The sequence below is a fragment of the Allomuricauda sp. R78024 genome (assembly GCF_044596045.1).
Lineage (GTDB): Bacteria > Bacteroidota > Bacteroidia > Flavobacteriales > Flavobacteriaceae > Flagellimonas.
In genome coordinates, this window is the sequence record NZ_CP138995.1 from 433,445 (window position 1) to 460,209 (window position 26,765).

Annotated in this window: 28 protein-coding genes; 10 read left to right on the forward strand and 18 right to left on the reverse strand. The window is 37.9% G+C overall.

Annotated features, from left to right (window positions below; translation table 11 throughout):
* Window positions 1–164: 164 nt before the first annotated feature.
* The gene (locus tag SJY44_RS01865; RefSeq protein WP_396591042.1) at window positions 165–1,982 is read left to right on the forward strand and encodes a tetratricopeptide repeat protein; all 1,818 of its coding nucleotides are present in this window, start codon (window positions 165–167) and stop codon (window positions 1,980–1,982) included.
* Here SJY44_RS01865 and SJY44_RS01870 read toward each other — a convergent pair.
* Window positions 1,972–2,544 carry a DUF3109 family protein gene (locus SJY44_RS01870; protein WP_396591043.1) on the reverse strand — a complete coding sequence of 191 codons (573 nt, stop codon included), beginning with the start codon at window positions 2,542–2,544 and terminating at the stop codon, window positions 1,972–1,974. The genes SJY44_RS01865 and SJY44_RS01870 overlap by 11 nt on opposite strands.
* Before the next feature lie 120 nt (window positions 2,545–2,664).
* Here SJY44_RS01870 and SJY44_RS01875 point away from each other — a divergent pair, with 120 nt between their 5' ends.
* Window positions 2,665–3,243, forward strand: a complete 579-nt coding sequence (locus tag SJY44_RS01875; protein ID WP_396591044.1) for a MarC family protein — start codon at window positions 2,665–2,667, stop codon at window positions 3,241–3,243.
* A gap of 17 nt (window positions 3,244–3,260) precedes the next feature.
* The gene (locus SJY44_RS01880) at window positions 3,261–3,464 is read left to right on the forward strand and encodes a hypothetical protein (RefSeq protein WP_298923087.1); all 204 of its coding nucleotides are present in this window, start codon (window positions 3,261–3,263) and stop codon (window positions 3,462–3,464) included.
* Here the strand turns inward: SJY44_RS01880 and SJY44_RS01885 are convergent.
* The 4 genes from SJY44_RS01885 to SJY44_RS01900 all read right to left on the reverse strand — a co-directional run bounded on the left by SJY44_RS01885 (window position 3,461) and on the right by SJY44_RS01900 (window position 6,959).
* Window positions 3,461–5,089, reverse strand: coding sequence for a S41 family peptidase (locus tag SJY44_RS01885; protein ID WP_298923088.1), 1,629 nt, complete (start codon window positions 5,087–5,089; stop codon window positions 3,461–3,463). The genes SJY44_RS01880 and SJY44_RS01885 overlap by 4 nt on opposite strands.
* A gap of 15 nt (window positions 5,090–5,104) precedes the next feature.
* Window positions 5,105–5,542 (reverse strand): dCMP deaminase family protein, encoded by a 438-nt coding sequence (locus SJY44_RS01890; RefSeq protein WP_298923089.1) that lies wholly within the window; start codon window positions 5,540–5,542, stop codon window positions 5,105–5,107.
* An 85-nt stretch (window positions 5,543–5,627) separates the two neighbouring features.
* Window positions 5,628–6,212, reverse strand: a complete 585-nt coding sequence (locus SJY44_RS01895) for a HupE/UreJ family protein (protein WP_298923090.1) — start codon at window positions 6,210–6,212, stop codon at window positions 5,628–5,630.
* A 9-nt stretch (window positions 6,213–6,221) separates the two neighbouring features.
* Window positions 6,222–6,959, reverse strand: a complete 738-nt coding sequence (locus tag SJY44_RS01900; RefSeq protein WP_396591045.1) for a TerB family tellurite resistance protein — start codon at window positions 6,957–6,959, stop codon at window positions 6,222–6,224.
* 126 nt (window positions 6,960–7,085) lie between these two features.
* Between SJY44_RS01900 and SJY44_RS01905 the strand changes: the two genes are divergently transcribed.
* The 4 genes from SJY44_RS01905 to SJY44_RS01920 all read left to right on the forward strand — a co-directional run bounded on the left by SJY44_RS01905 (window position 7,086) and on the right by SJY44_RS01920 (window position 9,255).
* A complete protein-coding gene (locus tag SJY44_RS01905) occupies window positions 7,086–7,496 on the forward strand; it encodes a BrxA/BrxB family bacilliredoxin (protein WP_298923092.1) in 411 nt (136 codons plus the stop codon).
* Window positions 7,497–7,560: 64 nt separating this feature from the next.
* Window positions 7,561–7,845, forward strand: a complete 285-nt coding sequence (locus SJY44_RS01910) for a hypothetical protein (protein WP_396591046.1) — start codon at window positions 7,561–7,563, stop codon at window positions 7,843–7,845.
* Between the two features lie 3 nt (window positions 7,846–7,848).
* Window positions 7,849–8,580 (forward strand): lysophospholipid acyltransferase family protein, encoded by a 732-nt coding sequence (locus SJY44_RS01915; protein WP_396591047.1) that lies wholly within the window; start codon window positions 7,849–7,851, stop codon window positions 8,578–8,580.
* Entirely contained in the window at window positions 8,581–9,255 is a 675-nt protein-coding gene (locus SJY44_RS01920) for an HD domain-containing protein (protein ID WP_396591048.1), read from the forward strand. It abuts the gene before it with no gap.
* Window positions 9,256–9,273: 18 nt separating this feature from the next.
* Here SJY44_RS01920 and SJY44_RS01925 read toward each other — a convergent pair whose 3' ends face one another.
* Entirely contained in the window at window positions 9,274–10,722 is a 1,449-nt protein-coding gene (locus SJY44_RS01925; protein WP_396591049.1) for a glycosyltransferase, read from the reverse strand.
* A 245-nt stretch (window positions 10,723–10,967) separates the two neighbouring features.
* Here SJY44_RS01925 and SJY44_RS01930 point away from each other — a divergent pair, with 245 nt between their 5' ends.
* Window positions 10,968–12,392, forward strand: coding sequence for a Gfo/Idh/MocA family protein (locus tag SJY44_RS01930; RefSeq protein WP_396591050.1), 1,425 nt, complete (start codon window positions 10,968–10,970; stop codon window positions 12,390–12,392).
* Window positions 12,393–12,433: 41 nt separating this feature from the next.
* Here SJY44_RS01930 and SJY44_RS01935 read toward each other — a convergent pair whose 3' ends face one another.
* Entirely contained in the window at window positions 12,434–13,411 is a 978-nt protein-coding gene (locus SJY44_RS01935; RefSeq protein ID WP_396591051.1) for a M20/M25/M40 family metallo-hydrolase, read from the reverse strand.
* Between the two features lie 96 nt (window positions 13,412–13,507).
* Between SJY44_RS01935 and SJY44_RS01940 the strand changes: the two genes are divergently transcribed.
* On the forward strand, window positions 13,508–13,819 hold the full coding sequence (locus SJY44_RS01940) for a n-acetylglutamate synthase (protein ID WP_298923105.1): 312 nt from the start codon (window positions 13,508–13,510) through the stop codon (window positions 13,817–13,819).
* 29 nt (window positions 13,820–13,848) lie between these two features.
* On the opposite strand, the gene SJY44_RS01945 is transcribed toward SJY44_RS01940, so the two are convergent.
* Complete coding sequence (locus SJY44_RS01945) at window positions 13,849–14,223, reverse strand: Fur family transcriptional regulator (protein ID WP_396591052.1); 375 nt, start codon at window positions 14,221–14,223, stop codon at window positions 13,849–13,851.
* Window positions 14,224–14,311: 88 nt separating this feature from the next.
* Between SJY44_RS01945 and SJY44_RS01950 the strand changes: the two genes are divergently transcribed.
* Window positions 14,312–15,229: an NAD(P)/FAD-dependent oxidoreductase gene (locus tag SJY44_RS01950; RefSeq protein ID WP_396591053.1), complete on the forward strand. Its 918-nt coding sequence runs from the start codon at window positions 14,312–14,314 to the stop codon at window positions 15,227–15,229.
* Between the two features lies 1 nt (window position 15,230).
* Here the strand turns inward: SJY44_RS01950 and SJY44_RS01955 are convergent, their stop codons facing one another.
* The 10 genes from SJY44_RS01955 to SJY44_RS02000 all read right to left on the reverse strand — a co-directional run bounded on the left by SJY44_RS01955 (window position 15,231) and on the right by SJY44_RS02000 (window position 26,765).
* Window positions 15,231–16,529: an RNA polymerase sigma factor gene (locus SJY44_RS01955; RefSeq protein ID WP_396591054.1), complete on the reverse strand. Its 1,299-nt coding sequence runs from the start codon at window positions 16,527–16,529 to the stop codon at window positions 15,231–15,233.
* Between the two features lie 13 nt (window positions 16,530–16,542).
* Window positions 16,543–16,896 (reverse strand): YciI family protein, encoded by a 354-nt coding sequence (locus SJY44_RS01960; protein ID WP_298923111.1) that lies wholly within the window; start codon window positions 16,894–16,896, stop codon window positions 16,543–16,545.
* A gap of 9 nt (window positions 16,897–16,905) precedes the next feature.
* Window positions 16,906–17,259, reverse strand: a complete 354-nt coding sequence (locus SJY44_RS01965) for a YciI family protein (RefSeq protein WP_396591055.1) — start codon at window positions 17,257–17,259, stop codon at window positions 16,906–16,908.
* Between the two features lie 102 nt (window positions 17,260–17,361).
* Complete coding sequence (locus SJY44_RS01970) at window positions 17,362–18,435, reverse strand: PA0069 family radical SAM protein (protein WP_396591056.1); 1,074 nt, start codon at window positions 18,433–18,435, stop codon at window positions 17,362–17,364.
* A 53-nt stretch (window positions 18,436–18,488) separates the two neighbouring features.
* Window positions 18,489–18,944, reverse strand: coding sequence for an META domain-containing protein (locus SJY44_RS01975; RefSeq protein ID WP_396591057.1), 456 nt, complete (start codon window positions 18,942–18,944; stop codon window positions 18,489–18,491).
* 53 nt (window positions 18,945–18,997) lie between these two features.
* The gene (locus tag SJY44_RS01980) at window positions 18,998–20,548 is read right to left on the reverse strand and encodes a hypothetical protein (protein WP_396591058.1); all 1,551 of its coding nucleotides are present in this window, start codon (window positions 20,546–20,548) and stop codon (window positions 18,998–19,000) included.
* Window positions 20,549–20,574: 26 nt separating this feature from the next.
* Window positions 20,575–21,357, reverse strand: a complete 783-nt coding sequence (locus SJY44_RS01985; RefSeq protein ID WP_396591059.1) for an enoyl-CoA hydratase/isomerase family protein — start codon at window positions 21,355–21,357, stop codon at window positions 20,575–20,577.
* Window positions 21,358–21,448: 91 nt separating this feature from the next.
* Entirely contained in the window at window positions 21,449–22,855 is a 1,407-nt protein-coding gene (locus SJY44_RS01990) for an ATP-binding protein (protein ID WP_396592111.1), read from the reverse strand.
* A 151-nt stretch (window positions 22,856–23,006) separates the two neighbouring features.
* Window positions 23,007–23,555: a CopD family protein gene (locus tag SJY44_RS01995; protein ID WP_396591060.1), complete on the reverse strand. Its 549-nt coding sequence runs from the start codon at window positions 23,553–23,555 to the stop codon at window positions 23,007–23,009.
* An 87-nt stretch (window positions 23,556–23,642) separates the two neighbouring features.
* Entirely contained in the window at window positions 23,643–26,765 is a 3,123-nt protein-coding gene (locus SJY44_RS02000) for a glycosyl hydrolase (RefSeq protein ID WP_396591061.1), read from the reverse strand.

Consider the following 26,765-nt stretch of genomic DNA (forward strand, 5'->3'; position numbering starts at 1 on the left):
TTCCCAAGACACCTGTGTTTAAAATACAAGCTATAAAAACCGAAAGCCTACATCCGCAAAAAAATATTTTAGTCTTATTTTTTTTCCTTTTTCTGGTTCCATATAGCATCTTCTCTCAAGAAATTCCAGAAGCGTTTAAGGATAAAGCTCGAAGGATTATCCAAATGAACCCCAAGAGCTATCTTTCTTTGGATACCGAGTTGAAATCCGAAAAGAGAGATACTACCTTATTACGATATTTTGCTGATTTGTGCGAAAAGGAAAACTATTTGGAAGGACAATCCTATGCGCTGGACCAAATTGGAGCAAAATACCGTAACATTTCCAAGTTCAAGTTGGCTGTTGATCTTCATGAAAAAGCATTGGAATTAGCCGAAGAAGCCAACAATACCGAACTAAAAGTGAGAGCCCTTAACATGCTAGGCGTGGTTTACAGACGAACCGATGCAATTAAGACCGCCTTGGATTATAATCAAAAAGCCCTAGAGCTTGCTGAGGAGGTAGAGAACCCATCCCACCATATTAAAAGAAACATTAATGTTTCATTAAATTGTATCGGCAACCTCTACCAAACCCTGGAGCAATACGACCTTGCCATTATTCAGTTTAAAAGAGCTTTAAAATTTGAGGAAGAGCTTGGCAATAAGCTAGGTTTAGCAATCAACTACCAAAATATTGGAAATTGTCTGGAACTGAAAGATGATTTAGAAGGTGCGATGGAAAACTATAGAAAGTCGCTTGTTTATAATGAAGAAATCAACTCCGACTACGGTAAGATTATCTGCAAAAACAGTCTTGCCCAGATTTATCTTAAACAAGATATGCCATATGCTGCATTGGTGCTGTTGGAACCTCTACTTGAGCCGTCAAGGACCATAGGCGACTATTTTATTACCCCATTGGTATTTATCAATACAGGTTGGGCACATACAGAATTGGGCAATTATGACAAGGCACAAAATTTTATTATAGAGGGTTTAGAGATGGCACAAACCCATAACATCCCAAGTAATATATTGTATGCCTATCAGAAGCTTTCTGATTTTGAAGAAACCCGTGGCAACTATAAGGTAGCTTACGAGTATTATAAAAAAGCAGATGAGTACGATGAGGAGATTTCCAGTGCTACCAATTTTAGGTACATGAACGATATCATTGTCCGATATGAAGCGGACAAAAAGAATAATCAGATTTCTGTGCTGGCAAAAGAAAATGAAATTGTGCGTCTACGGCTTAGAAAGAATCAGACTACCCTATTGGTTAGCGCATTAATCGTAGGGCTAATTTCTTCCATACTATATATTCTATATCGTCAATATCAAAGTAAGAACGAAAAAAGGGTTCTTACTTTAGAACAAAGCATGCTCCGTAGCCAAATGAATCCTCATTTCTTGTTCAACTCGTTGAACTCGATTAAACTGTACATTATAAACAACGAGCAAAAAAATGCGGTACATTATTTAAACAAATTTTCTAAGTTAATCCGAAAAATATTAGAGGCTTCCTCAGTAAAGGAAATCACTTTAGCAGAGGAATTAGAAACCGTAGAACTATACATGAATATTGAAAACATACGGTTTTCCAATGAAATAGACTTTAAGATTTCGGTGGATAAGAGTATCAATCCAGATAGCATAAAAGTGCCTTCGTTGGCATTACAACCCTTTTTGGAAAATTCACTTTGGCATGGTCTTTCACCTAAAGAAGGTGAAAAAATTATTCATCTAAACGTCAAAAAGAAAAATCAGAGCCATGTATCCATAGAGATCGTGGACAATGGTGTTGGGCGAGGTGTAGCCCAGACTAATAAGGAAAATAGAGTATTAAAAAGGAAGTCTGTTGGTATTCGAATCACCAAAGAACGCTTGGCCAACTTTTCCAAAGATTACCAAAATAGCTTTGAAGTGGATCTTGTTGATTTGTTTGACGAAAACGGCACCCCAAGAGGTACAAAAGTAATATTGGATATTCCTACCGTTTAGCGGTTTCCAACGCCACTTCCTCCAATTCTCTATACCAATCTTCCCCAAATTTTCTAATCAAAGCTTCCTTTACAAACTTGTACACAGGAACCTTCAATTCTTGCCCTAAACTACATGCAGGATCGCAAATTTCCCACTTGTGATAGTTAACAGCAGTGAATTCTGAATATTCTCTTGTTCTAACAGGATACAAATGACATGAAACTGGTTTCTTCCATGTTGTTGCACCATCATTGTAAGCTTCTTCTAAGCCACACTTTGAAATCCCATTCTCTGAAAAAATAACATATGCACATTCACTTTTATTAACCAAAGGAGTTTCCCATTCTCCATCTTCTCCCTTTACAAAAGCCCCTTGTTCCATAATTGCTTCTATGCCCTCTGCGCGCAGATAAGACTTAACATCTTTAAAAATGTCCACTAGCACTTCTGTTTCAGAATCTTCTAAAGGGGCACCGTATTGTCCATCTACGCAACAAGCTCCTTTACAAGCATTTAAATTGCAAACAAAATCGTTACTTATGATCTCTTCAGAAACAATGGTTTTTCCTATTTGGAACATATTACTCTTTGCTTTTTGGGCAAAGGTAATTTAAAACCTAAAAATTGATATTTTCTATACATTTATATGAGATCCAAAAACGCTTTTTACACGTAAATTTGCAAATATATTCACAGTACGATGAACTTCAACATAAAGGAAATAGTAACCGCAAGCATGATTCTTTTTGCCGTTATTGATATTTTGGGCAGTGTTCCCATTATTATATCGTTAAGAAGCAAGGTAGGCCATATTCAGTCCGAAAAAGCTTCCATTGTAGCTGCTTGTATTATGGTGGCCTTCCTTTTTGTGGGCGAAAGTATTCTGGGCTTAATTGGAATAGATGTGAACTCTTTTGCCGTGGCCGGCGCATTTGTCATTTTCTTTTTGGCCTTGGAAATGGTTTTGGGCATTACTCTCTTTAAAGATGATGAACCAGAAAGTGCTTCTGTTGTGCCTATTGCTTTTCCGCTTATTGCCGGAGCTGGAACATTGACTTCTATTTTAGCTTTACGGGCAGAATATCATGTTGAAAACATTATAGTAGCCATTGTAGTAAATATTATCTTTGTATATATAGTCCTTAAGTCCAGTGCCAAAATAGAACGGGTTTTGGGCAAGAATGGACTTAGCGTTATTCGTAAAGTTTTTGGGGTAATCCTTTTGGCAATCGCCGTAAAGCTTTTTGCCACAAATGTTAATCAGATGCTGGGCAACTAACATCATGTTTCTTACTTATGAACAAGACATTTAGTATCGTTTTAATTTTTTTGGCCTTAGGGTTAATCGCATATAATGTCACTTTGGTGGATTTTAAAAACCCTTTTCAAGGTGATAGCACTATTGCATTGATAGGCATTATAGCTTCCTTGTGTGCAGTAGTTCTTCTTTTGATTTTTATGACATCAAAAAAAATCGACAAAAAACTTAAGGAGGATTAATCTTGTAGTTTAAGTGACCCTACTTCAGATTGGTCAAAAATTGCAGCATCTAGTACCTTGACTTTTTCCAGCATTGCATCATGGGTTCCTTTAATTTGAGCTGACAAATTGGGAGAAAATAATTGCTCCGCAATGTTTGCCTTTAAGTATGCCTTTATTTTTTCTTCATAGGCATAAAAGTCCAGACTTATTTTTCTGTTCAATACAAATTGAATGAATTCATCAAAAAGTATATCATCAATTTTATACTCATCTAAAAACTCATTTTTTGTGAAGTCCGAATAACGGGTACGGTCTTTTTCCAAGTGTTCAAAAATAAATCTTGAAAAGAATTCGTACGTATCGTCCATACTCTCAATGGCTTCTTCTTCGTTACTGCCAATGGGAACAAAAACATCTGGAATAATTCCGCCGCCGCCGTATACAATCTTTCCTTTTGGAGTTTTAAATTTTAAAGAGTCTGCAACTTTTATGCTGTCAACAGAAATTAATTCTCCGCTACTGTACCGTTCCATAAATGTTTGGTAGTAGTCTTTGTGCCCTTTCTTATAAGACTTTTGAATGGATCGCCCTGTAGGAGTGTAATATCTTGAAACGGTAAGACGAACAGCAGAGCCATCTCCTAGATCCATTTCTCTTTGAACAAGTCCTTTGCCAAAAGAACGTCTTCCAACAATAGTACCTACGTCATTATCTTGTAATGCTCCCGCAATGATTTCACTTGCTGAAGCTGAACGTTCGTTGATTAAAACATAAACCGGCTTATCTTCAAAATCACCTTTTTTGGTAGCAAAAGCTTTCTTTATTCTACCTTTTTTATTCTTGGTGTAGAGAATAAGCTTATCATCTTCCAAAAACTCATCGGCCAATTTTTCTGCAATACCAAGATAGCCCCCTGGATTATCCCTTAAATCTAGCACCAATTTTTCTGCTCCTCGTAACTTGAGTTTTCTAAGTGCATCTTTAAATTCCCCAAAAGTGGATTCTGCAAAACGGTTGATTTTAATGTATCCCATGTCTCTGGAAAGCATATAGTACGCATCTACACTTTTAATGGGAACCCTGTCTCTGGTTACTGTAACGTTCAAAGTTCTGTTTGTAGATTTTCGGAACACCTTTAAATCTACCTTAGTCCCTATTTTTCCTTTAAGTTTGGAAACAACCACATTGTTTGAAGTTCTTCTCCCAAAAAGAGTATCGTTATCAGCAATCAATATTCGGTCTCCAGGTTTGATTCCACTCATATAACTTGGGCCGTTCTTAATTGTCCTAATAACCGTGATTGTGTCTTTGTACATATAAAAGCTAACGCCTATACCTACAAAATCTCCTTTCATACTTTCAGACACTTCCCTCATTTCACTTTTTGGAATGTAAACGGAATGCGGGTCTAATTTCCCCAAAATATTGTTTACAGTAACGTCTACAATACTATCTGTATTTATTTCATCAACATATTCGTAATCAATATAATCAATCAACCTGTTCAGCTTGTCCTTTTTTGAATTGGTAGAGAACAATTTTTCAGGGGTATCATCAAAATGAAGTTTTCCTCCTATAAAAATTCCGACAGCCACTGCAAGAGCGAGTAGGGTAGGTAATATGTAACTATATTTTTTCTTCATAATTTAAATGGTGGGTTATACCATTTCCTCCAGAATAGGCAAGTGATGGGTAATTACTCCAGCGCGATCCAAAAATTTTAATCCAGAATCGTCTTTGTAAGCGGTTTGATATACAACACGTTTTATACCAGATTGATGTATCAACTTACTGCACTCTCTGCATGGAGATAATGTAATGTATAATGTGGCGCCTTCACAGGATTGTGTTGATGAGGCTACTTTTGATATGGCATTGGCCTCTGCATGCAACACATACCACTTGGTATACCCTTCTTCATCCTCACATACATTTTCAAAACCGGTTGGGGTTCCATTATAACCATCAGATATGATCATCCTATCTTTTACAACAATTGCTCCTACTTGTTTTCTATGACAATAGGAAAGCTTCCCCCATTCTTTTGCCATTCTTAAATAGGCCTTGTCGTACTTTTCTTGTTTACTCTCCTTCATACTTCGGAAATAACCCGATATTTAAATAAATATACCCGCTTTGCAAGACCCTTACAACCTTATTCGATTAAATTTAACGAAGGCCCTACTTGGGAAACGTAGCAATGAGTAATGGTATTGTAATGCAAATGATTAAAATGGACGCTATGGCAATAAAATACGTCCTTTTCACCTTTATCACTTCCTGGATCAAAAAGGCAATGCCAAGAATGGCAAGGATTATAGCAACTTGTGAAAACTCAATCCCTGTTGCAAAACCCAACAACGGCGTTACCCTATCTTCCTCTTCCGCCATTAGCATTTTAAAATAGTTTGAAAACCCAAAACCATGTATTAGGCCAAAAAAAGCAGTTGCCAAGGTGTGCAGATACATTCCCACATTCTTAGCATCCTTGTACACATAAATTAAATTGAACAAACCTGTTAATATGATGGTTACAGGAATAAGGAATTCTATTAACCCTACATCCACCGTAAAAACATCAAAGGCAGACAGCGCCAATGAAGTACAATGGGCAATTGTGAAGATTGTTGCCAAGACAATTACTCTTTTCCAGCTCTTAAACGTAAAGGGAATAGCCAGAGCAGACAAAAATAATATATGGTCGTAAGCTCCAAAATCTAGTACATGATCTAATCCCAATTTTATATAAAACCAAAATTCTTGCATAATTCTATATTATGAAATCCCTCGTTCTTTCTGAATAGTCTCGTAAGCCTTTTGTACTTCCTTAAATTTTTCTTCAGCACCCTTTTTAATAGCCTCGTTCTCAGTTACAACCCTATCTGGATGATACTTCTTTGCCATCGTCCTATAGGCCTTTTTTAACTGATCATCTGTTGCGCTTCTTTCAATCTCCAAAATTTTATATGCGTTATCCGCAGATTTAATAAACATGGCCATGATACTTTCAAAATCATGTTGGCCAACTCTTAAATACCCTGCTAGCTCTCTTAGTTTACCAACTTCGGCCTTACTCACTTGTCCATCAGCTTGTGCAATTCCAAAAAGAAAATGCAACAATTGCAATCTTACCTCATATCTAGTGCGTTGTACCAAAAAGGAGCAGATTCGCTGTGCAGAGATTTCTCTTTTTTTGATTACATCGTTAAAGGTTCGAAAAATAGCATTGGCCTTTTCCTTGCCATATGTACTCAAAAAATACTGTCGCACATAATCCAACTCCCGCTGACTTACCTGTCCATCTGCCTTAATAACAATTGAACATAGTGAAAGTAAGTTCAGTTCAAAATCTGCAGGTGAAACTGTTTGTTGGGTAAAATCTCGAAAAACTGTTCTAGGGCCACTGCTACTGCCGCCAAGATTGTCCAACAAGCTCCCAACAATAAATCCAAGTACCGCTCCTGGAAACCTAAATATAAAATAGCCAAGAAATGCAGCTACCCACTTAATCATCCTTAAAAATATTAAAGCCCAAATATAGGGTTTTGCCCAAGAAAGAAACCCTTAAACGGTGTTAAGGGTGATGAAAAAAATACGACAAAAATCGTATCTTTGAATTCGAAATAAAAAAATAAGACTATGTATCCAGAAGAATTGGTAAAACCTATGAGAGCTGACCTGGCTTCTGCTGGGTTTGAAGAGTTATATACAAGCGAGGCAGTTGAAAATGCACTAAAGCAAGAGGGAACAACTCTGGTTGTTGTAAACTCCGTTTGTGGTTGTGCTGCGGCCAATGCCAGGCCTGCAGCTAAACTAAGCCTGCAAAACAATAAGAAACCTAGCCATTTGGCAACCGTTTTTGCAGGGGTTGACACAGATGCTGTTGATACTGCAAGAAACCATATGGTTCCTTTTCCTCCATCTTCGCCAAGCATGGCATTGTTTAAAGATGGCGAATTGGTTCACATGATAGAGAGACATCATATTGAAGGTAGGCCAGCAGAAATGATTGCTGAAAATTTAATGGAAGCATATAACGAATTCTGCTAATACTTCATTAAAAAAAGAACTTTGGACCACCTCATTTTGAGGTGGTTTTTTATTTTTGTCAATTATGGCTAGAAAGGCAATTGTTATTGGAGCCACTTCAGGTATTGGACGAGAGCTTGCTCTTTTCTATCCAAAAACGATTACAAAATCGGTGTTGCCGTTACCAATTTTCGCCCTGGATTTGTTAATACGACAAAGGGCAATTTTGGGTAGCTTCACCCGAGAAAGCAGCCAATCAAATATTTTCAGCTATCAAAAGAAAAAAGATTGGGTCTATATCTCAAAAAGACGGAGATTAATCGCCATAATTGTCAAGATTTTACCAAATTGGCTCTATAAAAGAATGTAAAGTATGCAAAGGTTGTTTTCTTATCCATTGACCATTCTCTTTTTTATATTCTTTGGTCTGGCTTTAATCATTTTCCACCCCATACAATGGTTTTGTTTAAACGTTCTGGGGTACAGCGCACATAAAAAAAGTGTGGAAATCTTAAATTGGTTTTTAATGCGTTCCACTAATGTCCTTGGTACACGCTACAAATTTGAAAACAAACATGATATTCCAACAGATAGACCTCTAATTATTGTTACCAATCACCAAAGCATGTATGATATTCCACCCATTATTTGGTACATGCGAAAACACCATCCAAAATTTGTTGCCAAAAAAGAATTAGGTCAAGGTATTCCAAGTGTATCCTATAATTTAAGACATGGCGGTTCTGCATTAATAGACAGAAAGGACGGAAAACAGGCCTTGAGCGAAATAGCCAGATTAGGCAGTTATGTTGAGAAAAATAATCGTGCTGCGGTTATCTTTCCTGAAGGTACAAGAAGTAGAAATGGACATCCCAAACCTTTTAAACCCATGGGGTTAAAAATACTTTTAAAAAAAGCACCATCAGCACTTATTGTGCCCATTAGTATAAACAACTCATGGAAAATATTGCGTTTTGGAAAATTTCCGATGGGTCTTGGGTCTTATCTTAAATTTGAGGTTCATTCGCCAATAGAAAATACAGGAGATATAGATGCACTGATTACAGAGGTAGAAAAACAAGTTACAAAAGGCATAAAATACTAAATGAATCACTCACCACTTATCCAAAAAACCATCTCTTTTGTAAAAGAAACACTTAAAAATGCTGAGGGAGGTCATGATTGGTTTCATATTGAACGTGTCTTTAATACTACAAAATTTATATCGGAACATGAAAAAGTAGATGTTTTGGTCGTGCAGCTGGCAGCTCTTTTACATGATATTGCGGACCCTAAATTCTACAATGGTGATGAGAGCGTGGGACCAAAAATGGCAATGGATTTTTTAAACACCCAAGAAGTTAATGAAGGGACGATTGATCATGTAATAAACATCATCAAACACATGTCTTTTAAAAACAGTTTAGAAAAAAACCAAAAGGTATTTTCTTCTACAGAATTAAAAGTAGTACAGGATGCTGACCGACTAGATGCCATTGGAGCCATTGGTATTGCCCGTGCCTTTAATTATGGCGGATTTAAAAACCGGGAACTTTACAATCCAGAAATTTCCCCAAAACTAAACATGACCAAAGAGGAATACAAAAAATCCAATACTCCAACTATCAATCATTTTTACGAAAAGTTATTGTTGCTCAAGGATAAAATGAATACCCCTACAGGAAAAAGGTTAGCAGCAGAAAGACATCAATACATGTTGGGGTTTTTGAACCAGTTTTACTCAGAATGGAATCCTCAAAGTTTAAAAACAAATAGTTAATTCAACTTAATATTGCATTTACTTTTTCTCTGACAGACCACGTGTAAGCCAACCTCTCTTATTTGCTGTAGCAATAGCATAAGGTGTAATCCAAAATAGTCCAAAGGTGTATAAAATACTATATGAGTAAGCCCAGAAGGATTCTGATAACTCATATCGTTTTGCATAGAATATCACTGGAAAGGTGGATAAAACAAGAATGCTAAAAAGTGTTGAACTCACAAACAGCAAAGGATGGGTTATAATAAAAAATAGCATAAACAACAAAAATGGGTAGCTCATAACAATTTTTGAGGACTGACTTAAAAATAAAAGTCTTGTGCCTGTCTTGGATTCCTGTCTAAAATTCTTGAAGACATATTTGGACATTTCTATGTTCTCACGGACATTACTTCTGCCCCATCTGATGAACATCTTGTATAAGCTACGATATTTTTCAGGCACATTGGTGTACGCATAGGCATTTCTTTGGAACAATACATGATGCCCTTGCTTCAATATCATATTGGTCATTGCGCGATCCTCTCCAATGTCCGAGGGTTGCCCCATAAAAGTTTGATTTATCCATTCTGGAAGACAAGCAAAAACAGCAGAGCTCCGATACGCTGCCAAAGCACCTGGAGTACAAAGCACAGAGTTAAGACTACTTTCCGCCGAACGAACGAACTCAAAACTCAATACAAAACTCACATCCAACATTTTAGGCAGCAGGGCCTTCTCATTATTCAAAACCCGAATATTGCCTGCAACAGCCCCACATTGTTCATTTGTAATGAAAGGACTGACCAAATTTCTTAAAGTGTCCTTTTTTACAATAGAATCGCTATCTACTGTCACAAAAATCTCTCCCGTTCCCTCGTTAAAACCAAGGTACAAAGCATGGCGTTTTCCCATGTTTTTGGGTTGTTTATAAATAGTCAAACAATCCCCTAACTTTTTCTTTGCCTCTTGTATCCAGTGCCAAGTATCATCTTGACTACCATCATCAATAGCAAGTAGTTGTAATTTCTCTTTGGGGAAATCGCTCTCTGCCAAACTCATTAATGTATCCCAAACCTGCTTTCCTTCATTATAGGCTGGCACTATTACAGTGCAGGTAGGTAGCTCATCATCTTCAACCGATGCAATTGGTTTATATCGAAGATATTGGTATAGCGTATAAAGGAAAAAAACCGCCTTAAACAAAAACAAGCCACCTGCTACAATCATAAAGGCCAATCCAAGTTTGGAACTCATACGTTCCAAATTAAACTGGGTAAAATCACTTTGCAAAATATACATTAGGTAAGCAGCTCCGAGCATTAATACAAATGTACTTCCCATTACAAAAACGCCCCAGGCATCAGCCGTATCAAAAAACGAACTTATTTTGTTTTTTAAGGTCAAGGCTTTGGGATTATGAATGATATTTTCAGCGTTATTCTTTAAAGTATTTACTGGATTGGATAAAGCATTTCCCTTTTTCATTATTGTGAGATAAATAGTGTCTTAGGGTTATACGTTCTCAATATTATTTTAGATGCATTTTTTTGAAATTTTAACGCAAGATTTTTAGTAAGTGCAAAATCCCTCAAAGGTTGAAAGAGTAGAGAGGTAAAACTCATACTATAACTTTTTGGAACAATTCTGTAAAATCTAATGAACAAAACCGTCAAGTCAAGAAGTAATTACTGCTTTTTTGTATCTTCAAGCCTACAACTAATCCAAGTAAAATGCAAAGAAGAAAGTTCCTTAAAAATGCGGCTGCAGCTTCGGCCGCATTTTCAATTGTTCCAAGTCATGTTTTAGGAAAAACCCATGTACCCCCTAGTGATACCCTTTACGTATCTGCCTTTGGTGTTGGCGGAAGAGGCAGTGGTGTTATACAGGGCCTTGCGGCCACGGGCCATGTAAAATTTGTGTCGTTCTGTGATGTAGATGACAGACGCGCACAACAGACCTACGAGCTTTTTCCAGATGTAAAACGATTTAAGGACTTTAGAAAAGTTTATGACAAACATTTAAAAGATATAGATGCAGTGATGGTTGCTACCCCAGATCATACTCATGCCACTATTGCACTTCCTTTTATGCGTGAAAAGAAACATGCATATGTTGAAAAACCGTTGACACACAATATTCATGAAGCCAGGTTAATGACCAAAGTTGCTGCCGAAAATGGTATTGTTACACAAATGGGAAATCAAGGAGCATCTAGTGATGATAGCCGTATTGCACGTGAATGGGTCGAATCTGGAATTATAGGAAAAATACATACGATTGATTGTTGGACCAATCGCCCTGTATGGCCACAAGGTGTGCCAATACCTGTTGAAAAGCAAAGAACACCTAAAGAATTGGACTGGGACCTTTGGTTAGGACCAGCAGCAATGCGCGATTACAATGCTGCGTATTTGCCATTTAAATGGCGTGGCTGGTGGGATTTTGGAACAGGTGCATTAGGCGATATGGGCTGTCATATTATGGAAACGCCATTTAGTGTGTTGAATTTAGGTTATCCTAAAGAAGCGGAAGCTAGTTGTACTTCTGTTTGGGTTGGCGATTTTGTAGAAGCTGATTATAGCCCTTCATGTCCGCCTTCTTCTAAAATACACTTGAAATTTGAACATGAACATCATGGTGATATTGCATTGAACTGGTATGATGGTGGATTAAAACCTGACCTTCCAGATGAGTTGAAAGATGACGAGACCATTGGCGATGGTGGTGGTGGAACGGTTATGTATGGTGATAAGGGAACTTTGGTATGCGATACGTATTCTAGAAATGCCCGTTTGTTACCATCAGAAATGATGAGTCTATACAAATCTCCTCAAGCCAAGTACCCAAGAGTGCCTGGTAGTATGGATGGTCATATTGCCAATTTTGTTGATGGTTGTATGAATGGAGCTGCTACCTCTTCAGATTTTGCAAAATCAGGACCATTGACGGAAACCGTTCTTATGGGTAATCTAGCTGTAAAAGCTTATCAATACAAAGTCCTACAGGAAGGGAAAAAAGTTGGCGACTGGGCTCCTTATGACTACCCTGGAAGAAGAAAGTTGTTATGGGATGGGGAAAATATGAAAATCACCAATTACGATAAAGCCAACGAATGGGTCTCTAGAGAGTACCGCAAAGGCTGGGAACTTACTTGACCCACTTTTCCTTTACAAATAGATTGTGAAGTTTAGGGTAATCAATCCTCAGTAAATAATTTAGGATTGGTCACCCTAATTCCATTTGGATTTTCAAGAAAATAGTCTGCTATGGTTTTATACAATTGTAGATGCTCTTCAACCCCGTTCCAATTCCAATATTTATTGATTTCATCTTCTGTAGTATGGATGGGGCCAAATGGCAATGGTTTGGCAAAAGAACCATCTTTTAAACGATCACCTACCCAAATGCTCACCGCGGGAATTCCATTGCTTAGGAATGATGCTGTATCAAAATTCTTGTTTAGACCATCTACCCAATTGGGACTATTGTAATGCCATCCTGAAGGTCTTAAAATTGACTCGACCTTATCAATGAAGTCAATTCCCTGTCTTGGCAGAATAAAATAGTCTGTTCGAATACCAGAAACGTTCAATCCATCAATATTTAGGCAAATAATAATCTCATTACTGGGGAGCAAAGGGTTGTTCACATAATATTTGCTGCCATGTCTCCCAAATTCTTCTGCTGCGGTTGCAACAAATACGATATTATGTCTTGGAGTTTTTTCATTAGCAAAAGTTCTGGCCAATTCAATTAGTGCTGAAACTCCCACGGCATTATCCCTAGCGCCATTATAAATGGAATCCTGTTGACCAGGTTCTTTTCTGATACCATAGGCATCATAGTGGGCGGTAAAAACAATGGACTTATCGCTTGGTTCTGCCGCATCTAAATATCCAATTATATTAGTCTCCAATCCTATTGATTCTGGAACAGAAAATTTTTGATAAAACGAATTTCCATTATGCGGTTTAAGGCCATTGTTTTTAAACTGTTTTGCTATATATGCAGCGGCGAGTTCAATTCCTTTACTTCCTTGGCCCCTTCCTTCCAATTCATCAGAAGAAAGATATGCTGTATGCGATTTTATTCTTTCCTTTAGCTGAGCTTGCATTGAAAGAGTCAACATAATAAGCGTTAATCCCAGTATTTTGGTTTGAGTTTGTTGCTTCATTTTTAAGCGATGTATTTATCTTGAAGAACCAAAAAATTTGTATTGGTTACATTTGATCGTGATTTTTTATCTATGAAAAACTTAAACAACCTGCGCATGAACGTAGTCCAAACCTCAGAAAATGGTGTGGTCAATGAGGAAACGATATTTAATTTTAGACAATCGGGAAATATGGTTGAAGCTAATTATTCTGGCGGGCAGATCGCTCAAGGATTTCTGGTGGGCAAAATTCAAGGAGACATTTTACAGTTTAGCTATTGCCAGTTACAAACAGATGGTGAATTGGACAATGGTATTTCCAAATCTGAAATAAGTGTAAAAACCAATGGCAAAATTAGGTTAACGGAACATTTTGAATGGGCCTCTAGAGAAGGTCAATCTGGAGTAAACATTTTTGAAGAGTTCTAACTTCTTTAAACCAACCGTGGTCATAATACTTATGTACAGTCGTTACACGTACCGGATATCAATCCATTAAAATTTTCCAATACATACCCTTCAGGCAAACTGATGGACGCTTCTTTTTCAAGACATTCTACTTTTCCACATTGGATACATCTAAAATGGAAGTGGTTATGGTTGTGTTTTTTTTGGGTACAGTTAAGACAAAAGGCAAAGTACTGCTTGCCATCGTCCCCTATTATTTTGTGCACAATACCATCCTCACAAAAGCGGTTCAATACCCTGTAAATGGTTGCCCTGTTCACCTGGGAATCCAGTTTTGACTGAATCATTTCATGGTTCATCGCTTGGTTCTCTGCTTTGAGCAGTTCGAGAATTTCTTGTGTGGAGTGGGTTTGTCTTCTTTTCATTTTTTAATGCGACATTGTTGCAATAATATAAATTCTCTTTATCTTCGCCAAATATTTTGGAATACAATTTTTAGTCAAAACAATCATCATGAAAGATACAAACCAATTTGAAATCATAATTATTGGAGGAAGTTATGCGGGACTATCTGCTGCATTGGCCCTGGGAAGATCCCTGCGAAAGGTTCTCGTCATTGATAGCGGAAAACCATGCAATCGCCAAACACCACATTCGCATAACTTTCTTACCCAAGACGGAAAAACTCCCAAAGAAATAGCCACTGTTGGCCGCGAGCAAATTGCAAACTATAAAACCGTTGAGCTTTATCAAGGCCTAGCCGTGGAAGGTGTTAAAACCGCCCATGGATTCGCAATTACTACCCATGAAAACAAAACTTTTGTCGCAAAAAAGTTGATTTTTGCCACTGGGGTCAGGGACATTATGCCAGATATTGATGGATTCGCTGAATGTTGGGGCATTTCCGTCATTCACTGTCCTTACTGTCATGGTTATGAAGTACGAAATGAAAAAACCGCAATTCTTGGAAATGGGGATTATGGTTTTGAGTTTTCACAACTGATCCACAATTGGACAAAAAGTCTGACCTTGTTTACCAATGGCAAATCCACATTGACCAATGAGCAAACCAGCTTATTGCAAAAAAGGGACATTGAAATTTACGAGGGAGAAATAGACCGATTTGAACATCTAAACGGTAGACTGGAACATATTGTATTTAAAGATGAATGTGAAATGAGCTTAAAAGCCATTTACGCCCGGGTACCGTTCGTTCAAAATTCGGATATTCCAACAAAACTGGGGTGCGAGCTCACGGACGATGGGCTACTACAAATTGATTCTTTTCAAAGGACCTCTGTTGATGGTATTTATGCTTGCGGGGACAGCACTATTTGGATGCGATCTGTTGCCAATGCCGTTGCCACCGGTGCAAACGCCGGGGCCTTCTTGAACAAGGATCTTATAAAAGAAGCGTTTTACCAGAATTGATCTAGATTCCTGGTAATTTCTTCTTTAAATGTTTTCTCACCAATTCATTTTTGGTTAGCTCAATCGCCTTTTTAAGAGCGGCTTCATACTCATCCTGATTGTCAGCTTCCATCAAAAGCTCCGCCTTAATTGCAAAGAAAAGTCCAGAGCTGCTAAAATCTGTTTTCTTCTGCAGTGTTCTTAGTCCTTTGATTCCTTCTGCTGCACCGTGCACTTTGGCATAAGGGATAATTTGGTTCAAAGCCAGCATGGGCGAGTATTGTCTCTTTAACTGTATATCGTAGAGTTCCAATATACTTTTCCAATCTGTTTTTTGAAATGTCTTGGCAACACAATGGTAATATGATCGAGCGGCTTCTAAATGATAATTAGAGGGCAATTTATCCTCTGTTCCGGAACTCTCTAAATGACGAATTCCTATTCTAACAAGTTCTTGGTTGTATTTGGATCTATCCTGATGTTCTAAAGTAACTAACTCTCCTTGCTCATTTAAACGGGCATCAAAGCGTGAAGCATGAAAACACATTAAGGCTATTAAGGCCGTTAAATTAGGGTGTTTACAATATTGGTTCTCTTTTAATAACAGCGCCAAACGTAAGGCTTCATAACAAATGTCCCTTTTAAGAACACTAGACCCAGTAGTTGCGGCATACCCTTCCGTAAATAGCAAGTAAATGATCCGAAGGACTTTGAACAATCGAGACTGCAACCCCATTTGTACAGGAATCTGTAAAAACTGAACTTCATCTCTAAACTTCTTTTTTGCCCTGGTAAAAGATTTGGCTACAGTTTCTTCCTTTTTTAGTAAGGCCTCTGCTAATTCTTTGTTACTAAAACCGCCTATGAGCTTAAGACTCAATATAACCTGATATTCCTCAGATAGAGAAGGATGACAGCAGGCAAATATCATTTTTAACTGGCTGTCAGATATGGTATCATCCAAAGAAACTTCCCTTTCTGGAGAAACTTCTCCGTTATTGTTCAGATGTTTGTCGTCGAGAAAGTCCATTTTCTTGCCCCGTCGTAGTACATCTATAAGCGCATTGTTGGCAACACGATACAGCCAAGCTGTTGGATTATCTGGTACTGACTTATATCCCCAAACTTGCATCGCCTTTAAAAAAGTGTCCTGGGCCACATCCTCAATTTGTTCCAAATGGGAAATCCCAAATTTATTGGTCAATACGGCCACCACCTTTCCATATTCATTTCGGAAAAGATGGTCAATGGTGTTGGTCAGGTTGTTCTCAATCATAGTTAAACCAAAAAAAAGCCTGATATCCATCAGGCTCTCCTTCATTGTTTTTAGGGGGTTACTGAATGTTCATTGGTACAATTTCCCTTATTTCCAAAATACTGCCATCGAAACCAAAGTGCGGATTCCCTTTTGATATTTCCAAGGCTTCGTTCATATCCTTAGCGGAAACAATGGTATAACCTCCAATTACCTCCACGCCTTCTGCAAAGGGTCCATTAGTGACCAAGTCACCCTTTTTATGTACTACCTTGCCTTCTTGGGAAAGCGGAAGCCCTTCTATAAGCTTGCCCTCTTCTTTTAGCTGTTCTAACCATTTTTTCCAATCCTTGGTTAAACTATCTTTTTCTTCTTGGGATAACTTGTTGTAGTCACCATACCCGCCCCTGAACAGATATAAAAAATTGCTCATGACATTAGTTTAATGACCATCCATAGACATAATTTCCCGCACCTCAACATTGCTTCCTTCGTAATCAAAAATGGGACATTCTTTTGAAATCTCTACAGCTTCGTCCATATCTTTTGCAGATACAATCAAATAACCGCCAACCACTTCCGCGCCTTCGGCAAATGGACCATTGGTTATTAATTCACCTCTGTTATGCACCACTTTTCCATCCACTCCCAAGGGGAGTCCATCCAATAGTTGGCCTTTTTCTTTTAAACCACCCATCCATTGGCCCCAAACCTGCATATGCGCTTGTTTCTCTTCTTGAGATAATTGGTTGAAGTTTTCGTCTCCTCCACGGAATAAATACAAAAAATTGCTCATTGTTTTTAGTTTTATGTTCGTCCATGACAAACTGATTTATACTTTGCTTACGCTCTAATGACGAAGATGAAAGTATGGATTGGACAATCTTTATAAATTTATTTAAAATAATTTCATTTGACCATCTTTATACTGTTCATGTAAATCTTTATTGAGTTTTGGAAAGTTCTTCCCCTTAAAATACCGAAGTCTTGCAAGTCTGGCCATATCATGAATTTGTTCGGCTATCTTTCCCTCGCCTCTGTTTCTAAGTCCAAATCGACTGTCGTTAAGTGAGCCTCCATGGCAATCTTGAATTAAATGCAATACTTTTTCAGCTCTATCTGGCATTGCTTTTTTAATCCAATCTGTAAAAAGCTGTCCAATGGCCCCATTCAAGCGAACTATGGTAATAGCAAATGACAATGCTCCATTATCTGAAGCCGCTTTGGCCAATTTTAAGAGCTCATGGCTATTGATTCCCGGTATCATTGGCGCCAACATTACATTAACGGGAATCTTATTTTCTGATAATACTTTTATGGTTTTTAACCTCTTTTGAATGGACGCCGTCCTTGGCTCCAATTTCCTCCTTGTTTTTTCTGAAAGCGAGGTCACAGAAACATTTACACCTACCAATTGATATTCGTTTAGCTCCTTTAAAACATCTAAATCCCTAAGAATAAGTGCATTCTTGGTGATAATGCCAACGGGGTGCCGGTATTTTAAAAAGACCTCCAAGCACTTTCTAGTGATTTCAAACTTTTTTTCTGCTGGCTGATAGCAATCTGTATTGCCAGACATGACAATCGTCTGCGCTTTCCAATTTTTGTGCTTGATCTTGGCTTCAAGCAATTCAGGAGCTGATTTTTTAATCAAGATTTTACGTTCAAAATCTAACCCAGCACTATATCCCCAATATTCATGTGCATTCCTTGCATAACAATAAATACAACCATGCTCACAACCCTGATAGGGATTCATGGAATACATCATACCAACATCTGGACTGTCCACTTTGTTTACAATGGTCTTAGGAAAAATAGGGATGTACTCGGTCTTGTTATTTTCTGCTTCTTCACCTTCTAGCCTACAGAATTCCAAAAAATCCTCTCGCATTTCATACACATGCTGAAGAAATCTATTGGATGTATTTTTTTGGGCACCACGTCCTTTGAGGAATTCTTGATCATTCAATTTATTGGATTTATTCCAAATTTATGGAAATAATCCATCATCAATTGTTAAGATTACTTTTTTTGCAAGCTTATAAACTTGAAGTCCTTGAATTCCAAATTCAGCATGTTCTCATCCTGAACAGCCATTTCAAATTCTGAAAAACCTGTTTCGGAATTTCTGCTTTCATTAAAGGTTTCATAGAAAGCTCTACCAAAATTGGTGTCTGCTACCTCAGTAGTAAACATTTCTTTGATTAAAAGTTTGTTTTCGGATGCTGAATATTCTCCTCCAAAAGTATTCGCGGAAGTAGTTCCTGCGAATTTTTCATCTTTTGAAAAAATGATTGATATGACCTCTCCAGAATTTGGGCCTAAGGTTGGCCCTGATGGGCTAGAGTTATGAATGGCCACAATTTGCCACTCTCCAACTATACTTTGATTACTAGAAACTCCTGAATCATCATTACAACCACAACTTAAGCATAAGACTAAAACGGCTATTATAGAAACAAAAGGGAATGATTTCATAAAATCGCATTTAAACCTAAGAGGCATTAAAACACGAAACGTTGCTTAAATTTCTAAAGAAAAGATACTTTGACCAATTGCTTTTTGCTTCCTCTTTTTGCATAGAAGAGCATATTGTTAGAATCAATAGCCTTAAGTGGTTTAGACACCATTAATGGTAATCTAGCTTCTTGGTTATCAATTATTTTCTCATAGTCCATAACACCATTTTCATCCAAAGAAATCATAAATACATTACGGTTTCTGCTCAAACCCTGCTTAAAAATAAGACGTTCGTTGTTAATCAGCTGTGGGTTTTCTGAGGCTGTACATATAAAGAAATAGGTCTTTCCGTCTTTACAATAAGAACTATAAGAGGCATATGCACCATCGCCTTGGGTTACCTCGGCTTTGTTTATGTTTCTGGCCCAAGCTAAATCTCCATTGGTGTTTAGTTTAGCACTTACAATGTCATTATGGTGAAAACGCTCAAGTCTAATACGTTGACCAGCACCGGTAACTTCCATGCTGTTGGTTACGAAATACTCTTCCGCATTGAAAAAGATTTCTCCTTCCTTAGTCACTTCAACACTTTTAAAGACTAAATTCTTTATTACTTTTTCTTCATCTCTACCAAACTTATCTTCCATAAACTGTTGGGAAAATGGATTGTATTTTTTGGAGTTGATGCTCAAAGAGATGGGATTCATATCAAAATAGGCAATACCATTGTATCGGTTATCCTTTCTGTCCGCATAAAACCCCGTACAGACCAGTCTGTCATTCAAAACTATAGGAAACAACCCTTCCGAATACTTTCCTGGGTCATCAAACGATTGTGTTTGGCTTCCATTTTTAGAAACCTTAATCAATTCATATTGGAATTTACGCTCATCAACACGAAAACGCTTCTTTTTAAAGTAAGCCTTTCCAACAATGTATGCCGTCTCTAAGTCTGAAGTTATCGCTAAGTTTTCAAAAGCATAGTTTTTTTCTTCAATTTCATATGAAAAATCATGCTCAAACCTTTTGTTCAGTGAAGTATCATAGAGATGGATAATATGTTTGTTAACCTTTCCTTTCTTGTGATGGGTACTAATTACAAAGCCTGTTTTCTCCTGATTAAAAAGAATGGCAGTTGAAAATCCTTTAGAGAAATTACGATTATAATAGTTTTTCCCTACTGGATTCTGTACTTGCTCCGATGCTATGGAAAGTAGTTTTTGTGGCTTAAAATTAAAATCGATTATAGGGCTTTTGTGCACCGTATATTCATATTGGCCACGTTCATAGTTATAGTTAAGAAACAAAAGGTTTAATTGACCATTTTTAAGAAATCCATCAACAAAATCCAACCCTTTAAGCTTGTAATTAAACTCGGAAACCAGTTCCAGGTTACTATTATAGCGCTCAATTAGGTATCCTTTTGGTTTTAAAATAATCCCTTGATAGTAGGCCCTAACCAACAGATATCCCCCTTCGCCATCATCTGCAATGGTCATTAAATTAGAATAACGGTATCTATCACTGAATTTTTCGCCAAAATCATAGGAAACCGGCATTTTCTGGGCATTCCCAATAACTCCTATTAAAAGAAGACACAGTAATACTATTCTTTGTTTCATCATAGTTGGTTTGGTTAGACCAAAGGCTATGAACCAGGAAAATCTGCTTTTCGCTTTTCTAAGAAGGCTGAAGCACCTTCTTTAAAATCATTGGTTCCGAAACAGGTTCCAAAAGCATCAATCTCCGCGGCATAACCATTTACATCATACTTAAAACCAGCATTTACCGCATTTATTGCATATTTTATTGCCACAGAGGAGTTATTCGATATCCTGCTTACTATTTTGTTGCATAACGGCAATAGTTCTTCTTGCGGAACTGCATAATTGACCAAACCATAGGTCAACGCTTTCTCCGCATCTATCATACCTGCCGTCATAATCATTTCCATTGCCCTACCCTTGCCAATAAGCTGTGGTAGGCGCTGTGTACCGCCGTAACCAGGAATAACTCCCAAAGACACTTCTGGCAGTCCCATTTTTGCATTTTCACTTGCAATTCTAAAATGACATGCCATTGCCAATTCCAATCCTCCTCCAAGGGCAAAACCATTTATAGCTGCAACTACGGGCGTAGATAGATTTTCTACCATATTGAAGAGCAGTTTCTGGCCTTCCGCAGCCAATTGCCAAGCTTCTTCCACAGAAAAGTGTGCAAATTCAGAAATATCTGCTCCAGCTACAAAGGCTTTTTCTCCAGTTCCGGTAATTATAATGGCCTTGGTTTCGTTATCCTCATCCAATTCTTTAAAAGCCATATGAAGTTCATCAATAGTTCTTTTGTTAAGGGCATTCAGTTTTTTGGGCCTATTGATTGTAATGGTAGCAATATTATTTTCTTCTTCGATATAGATATTTTCGTAATCCATTTTAAGTCGTTGTTATTTGTTCAGCGTTAACGGTAAAATTAAAAAAACCCTTCCTACAAAGAGCCATAACTTTTAACTATCAACTTGAAAATTATCCTTTTGGAAATCTTACCGTGAATACGGTTCCCTTACCCTCTTGAGAGGTAAAATCTATAGTGCCATTGTAGTTTTCCACAATGTTTTTAACCATTCCCAAACCAAGTCCCATTCCGCTAGACTTTGTGGTAAACTTAGGTTCAAAGATTTTCTCTTTGAATTCATCCGCTATTCCAACCCCATTATCCGCAACCGAAATTTTTACCTGTTCCCCTTCCGACGCTACCGTGACCAAAATTCTTGGCGATTCTACTTCAGGAAGGGCTTGGGTTGCATTTTTAATTAAATTGGTAACAACTCTAATTAACTGCGTACGGTCCAACTTGGCTATAATTTCCTTTTCATCTGTGATGAAATGAATGTAGTCTTCATTGAAGATATCCAAAGCCAGTTTAACAATCTTAACCACATTTAAAGTTTCGTTTTGTTGTGCGGGCATATTGGCAAAATTTGAAAACGCAGAAGCGATATTGCTCATGGTATCAATCTGTTGAATCAGCGTTTTTGAAAACTCCTTTACCTTGGTCTCGGCCTTGGGATCTACTGGGTCAAATTTGCGTTCAAAACTTTGAACCGTCAACCTTAAAGGTGTTAGAGGGTTTTTGATTTCATGTGCTACCTGCTTTGCCATTTCTCGCCATGCTTGTTCACGCTCACTACGGGCTAATTTTACAGCACTTTCCTCCAATTCATCTATCATTCTATTATAAGAATCCACCAATTTCCCAATTTCCTCGCTTGGGTTTTCAATAAAGATTTTTTCATTGCGTTTGGTCAAGTCCGTCTGACTCATTTTATCAGAAATCGTCTGTAAAGAGCGAGTAATGTATTTTGAAATAAAATAAGCTAGTATAATCGCAGAAAGCAACATCAGTAAATACACCCCTCCCAATCGGAACAAAAACTCTCGAAGCTCCATATTGTTGAAGGAGTTATCTTCAAAATATGGAAGGTTCATAATACCAATAGGTTTAAACTTTAAATCATTGATATACATGTATGAAGCCTGATAATTATCTCCAGCGGTTGCTTTTTCCTCTACGTATCGCTTATTTGGACTCGCAAACAAATTATTCAATACTTCAGCATCCAAGCAATTGGAAATAGAATCTGCTTCAAAGCTTGGTCGTGAACTTTTGACCAATGTCCCCTCGAGGTCGTAAATATTGAAGTTAACATTCTGGACATCAGCTATCTTATAAATTTCATCATTAAAAATATATTCCAAATTTTCTGGAGTAGCAGGGTAGGTAGTCTCTTTTAAAACGTAAGAAATACTCTGTAGAATCTGTTCCTCTTTTCTCTCCAATCGGATTTCATGATAGTCTTTGCTCTGCTCCCTAGATTGATATATTGTTACTGCTGCAATCAACACGGATGCTATGACCACCAGCAAAATCATGGTGATAAAAATGCGAGAACGAAGTGATAGTTTTTTAAACAATCTTGAGCAAGTTTGGGAATAAAGTTAACAATAATCAAGCCAACTAAAGTTCATGTTTAATGCATATGTTTTAAGCCCATGCCATAATTTGAAACTTACTCTTGAATTTTTAAGCATTGGGATTTTTATCCCTAATCCGTTTGTATAATCTAATACCAAGCATCAGTAAAATGGCCAAAACAAAAATGCCAACAACCCCATAAACCCAGTTAAAGGCGTTTTTTAAAACCACCAAGAATACAATTGCGAAAAGTACGAGCGTGGCCACTTCGTTCCAAATCCGCATAAAACGAGAGGTGTATTTTACCTCATCTTGTTGTAAATGCTTAAAAATTTGATGACATTTTAAATGATAAAAAATAAGCAGTGCCACAAAGGCCAGTTTCACATGCATCCAGGATTGTTGTAACCAAGCTGGCATTAAAACAAGCAACCAAATAGCAAATATTGTACATAAGATGGCTGAAGGCCAGGTAATAATATACCATAATCGTTTGGTCATTAGTTTCAGCTGTTCAGCAAGGATTTCTTTATCTGGAGAGGGTTTCTGCCATGCTTCAATATGATAAATGAATAAACGTGGTATGTAAAACAAACCTGCAAACCATGTCACCACAAAAATGAGATGGAGTGACTTTATGTAGTTATAATATTCCAATTATAATTTTTTTTCATACTAACGCTAGAGCCTAGAGCCAACTGGATAATAAAAGCACGGATTCACTAATTCCTAAACCCTAGTTGCCTATAGCCTAATAGCACCGACACCAGCATCCCAAAGTTTTTTATTGAACTTAGGAATTGAAGTTTTCATTAAAGTAGTTGACCTTGCTTTCAAAGTTAACCATTGTGCATCAAGTGCTGCCTTTCTGTCTTTGGAAGGTTGATTAACTCTCGGAATTGTACTATTCGTGGCATCAATTAAAAACAGATATTCCGCAGTGAATTTATTAGGGAAATTCTCAACGTCATCATAAGCCTTAGACTTACGTTGAATCATATCTTTATCCCATGCATCCAATTCTTCCAATAGCTTTTCTCCTTCAGCTTTAACAGTAACATCTTTAACATCCTTCAAAACTTCCTTTAGTTGCCCTTGCACTTTATGCAGAGAGTTTACCGTATTATGCATTTCCGTCAAACGCTGTTCCATTTCCGTCATAAACGCATGGTACTCTGCATACTGTTCTGGAGTCGTTTTGTATGTAGGCATGGCAACAATCTTACCCTCAATAGTCTTTGTCTCGCCAGCAGCCTTGAGTCTTATAGTATACGTTCCAGGAGGCACAACATGACCTCCAAATCGTGATTCTATATACGCACCAGGGATTCCAGGTAGAATTGGGGTTTTCATATCCCAAACAAAACGGTTTAATCCTTTTTTCTTTGATAAAATCGGCGCAGGTCTTGGGCCTCCTCCATTATGTGGTTTGTAATTTTTGTCCTTCTCCGAAGAAAAGCTTCTCATCGTTTTTCCAGAAGCATCCAAAATATCCATAGTAATTACGGTAGAATCATTCAATTTGGGCAATTCATAGTATAAGACCAATCCGTTTGCTGGGTTTACACCCGACAATGTATTCATACCCTTAAAATCATCGGTATTTCCGCTCATAGGGCCATACCATGAACCGTTCATGGCATCATTGGGTTTGTATAACTTCACCCCTTTTTGCGTAGATTCATATTGAGATAACATTGCTAAATCATCCAATATCCAAAATGCTCGACCTGAAGTAGCGACAATCAAATTGCCTTGATGGATTTTAATATCCGTAATTGGTGTTTTAGGAAGGTTTAATTGAAACTGCTTCCAGCTTTTACCACCGTTCCATGAAAGATATAGCCCTTTTTCAGTGCCTGCATAGAGTAAATCTTTTCGTAAAGGGTCTTCGCGAACCACTCGGGTAAATGCTCCATTTGGAATTCCTGAATTGATATTGGCCCAAGTTCGTCCGTAATCCGTGCTCTTATAAATCGCCGGAGTATGGTCATTGAATTTATACTTTGTCGTGGCAATATAAACAGTAGCTTTATCATGCGGAGAAACTTCAATAGCATTTACTAAAGACTCGCCTAAATTCTTCGGAGTAATATTCTGCCAACTCTCACCATTATCTTTTGTGATATGTACATATCCATCATCACTTCCTGTATAAAAAACACCAGCTTCATGTGGAGATTCTAACACATAGGCCAAGGTGCCATAATTTTCTGCGCCAACAGCTTCATTAGTATATGGACCACCGCCCTTACCTTGCTTGGCATCAATATCGCGTGTTAAATCGGGAGACATTTCTTCCCAAGTAACACCCATATCACGGGTTCTTAATAAAAGTTGCGCGCCGTGGTAAAAGGTATTCTCTTCATGCTGCGAACGTAAAGTTGGTGCGTTCCAGTTGTAGAGGTACTTCATGTTTCTTGCTTCACGTCCTAAATACTGAATAGGTGCGGCCATGACCTGCGTTGATGCCTTGGATTCCATATCCAATACATCAATTGTTCCTAAATAACTACCTCCCATCACATATCTAGGATTGTCCGGATCAAAGGCTAAAAAAGCACTTTCACCACCAGCAGAAGGGCTAAAATCAGACATTGTAATTCCTCCACTTCCAACAGACATATTCGCTACCATTGCCGAAGAATAATCTTGTTGACCGGCATAAATATTATAAGGAAAGAGATTATCGGTATTAATTCGATAAAACTGGCCTGTTGGCATATTTACTTGTGAAGACCATGTTTTTCCAAACTCAAAAGTAACTGCCGCACCACCGTCATTAGCGATGACCATGTTTCGAGAATTCTTGGGATTGATCCACAAGTCATGATAATCGCCATGGGTTCCTGTAATGCGTTCCCAATTTTTCCCACCATCTAAAGAGCGAAGCGCTGGAGCACTTAGCACGTAAACAATATTTTCGTCTTGAGGATCGGTAAATACTTCAATATAATACCACGCACGTTGTACTAAACGATTATCCCCACTGATCATACTCCATGATTTTCCGGCATTGTTCGAAACAAAGAGTCCTCCCTTGTCTTTATCCGTATCACTTTCAATTAAGGCATAGACCTTATTCGAATTTGCTGGACTCACAGAAATCGCCATCTTTCCTTTCTCTTCAGGAAGACCTTCAGTCATCTCAGTCCAAGTTTCACCTGCATCGGTTGATTTGTACAAGCCGCTTCCCTCACCTCCACTAACTACCATATTGGGTTTACGTTGGTGTTCCCACATAGCGGCATACATTACCTCTGGATAATTGGCATCCATGGAAAGTTCCACAGCTCCGGTCAATTCATTAACAAAAAGAGTATTCTTCCAAGTCTTTCCGCCGTCTGTAGATTTGTACACACCACGTTCTTTATTAGGGCCATACAATTGTCCTTGCGCAGCCACATAAACAATGTCAGGATTGGTCGGGTGAATAATAATACGTGAAATATGTTGGGTTGCTTTCAAGCCCATATGCTTCCAGGTTTTTCCAGCATCAGTAGATTTGTAGACTCCATCTCCATAAGATGTCATTACACCCCGAGGAGCGTGTTCTCCCATCCCTACATAAACAATATTTGTATTAAAGGTCGATACTGTTACGGCTCCAACCGAACCCATTTCAAAATAACCATCCGAGATATTGTTCCATCGCTGTCCAGCATCCTTAGTCTTCCATAATCCACCTCCGGTGGTTCCCATATAATAGGTCATTGGGTTACCCACTACTCCTGAAGCAGTAACAGAGCGACCCCCTCTAAAAGGGCCAATATTTCTAAATTTTAAGGGTTTGAAGTATTCTTCGGCGGTTTGTCCGAAGCTTAAAGTAATTGATAATAGGATTAGTAATTGTAACGTTTTTTTCAT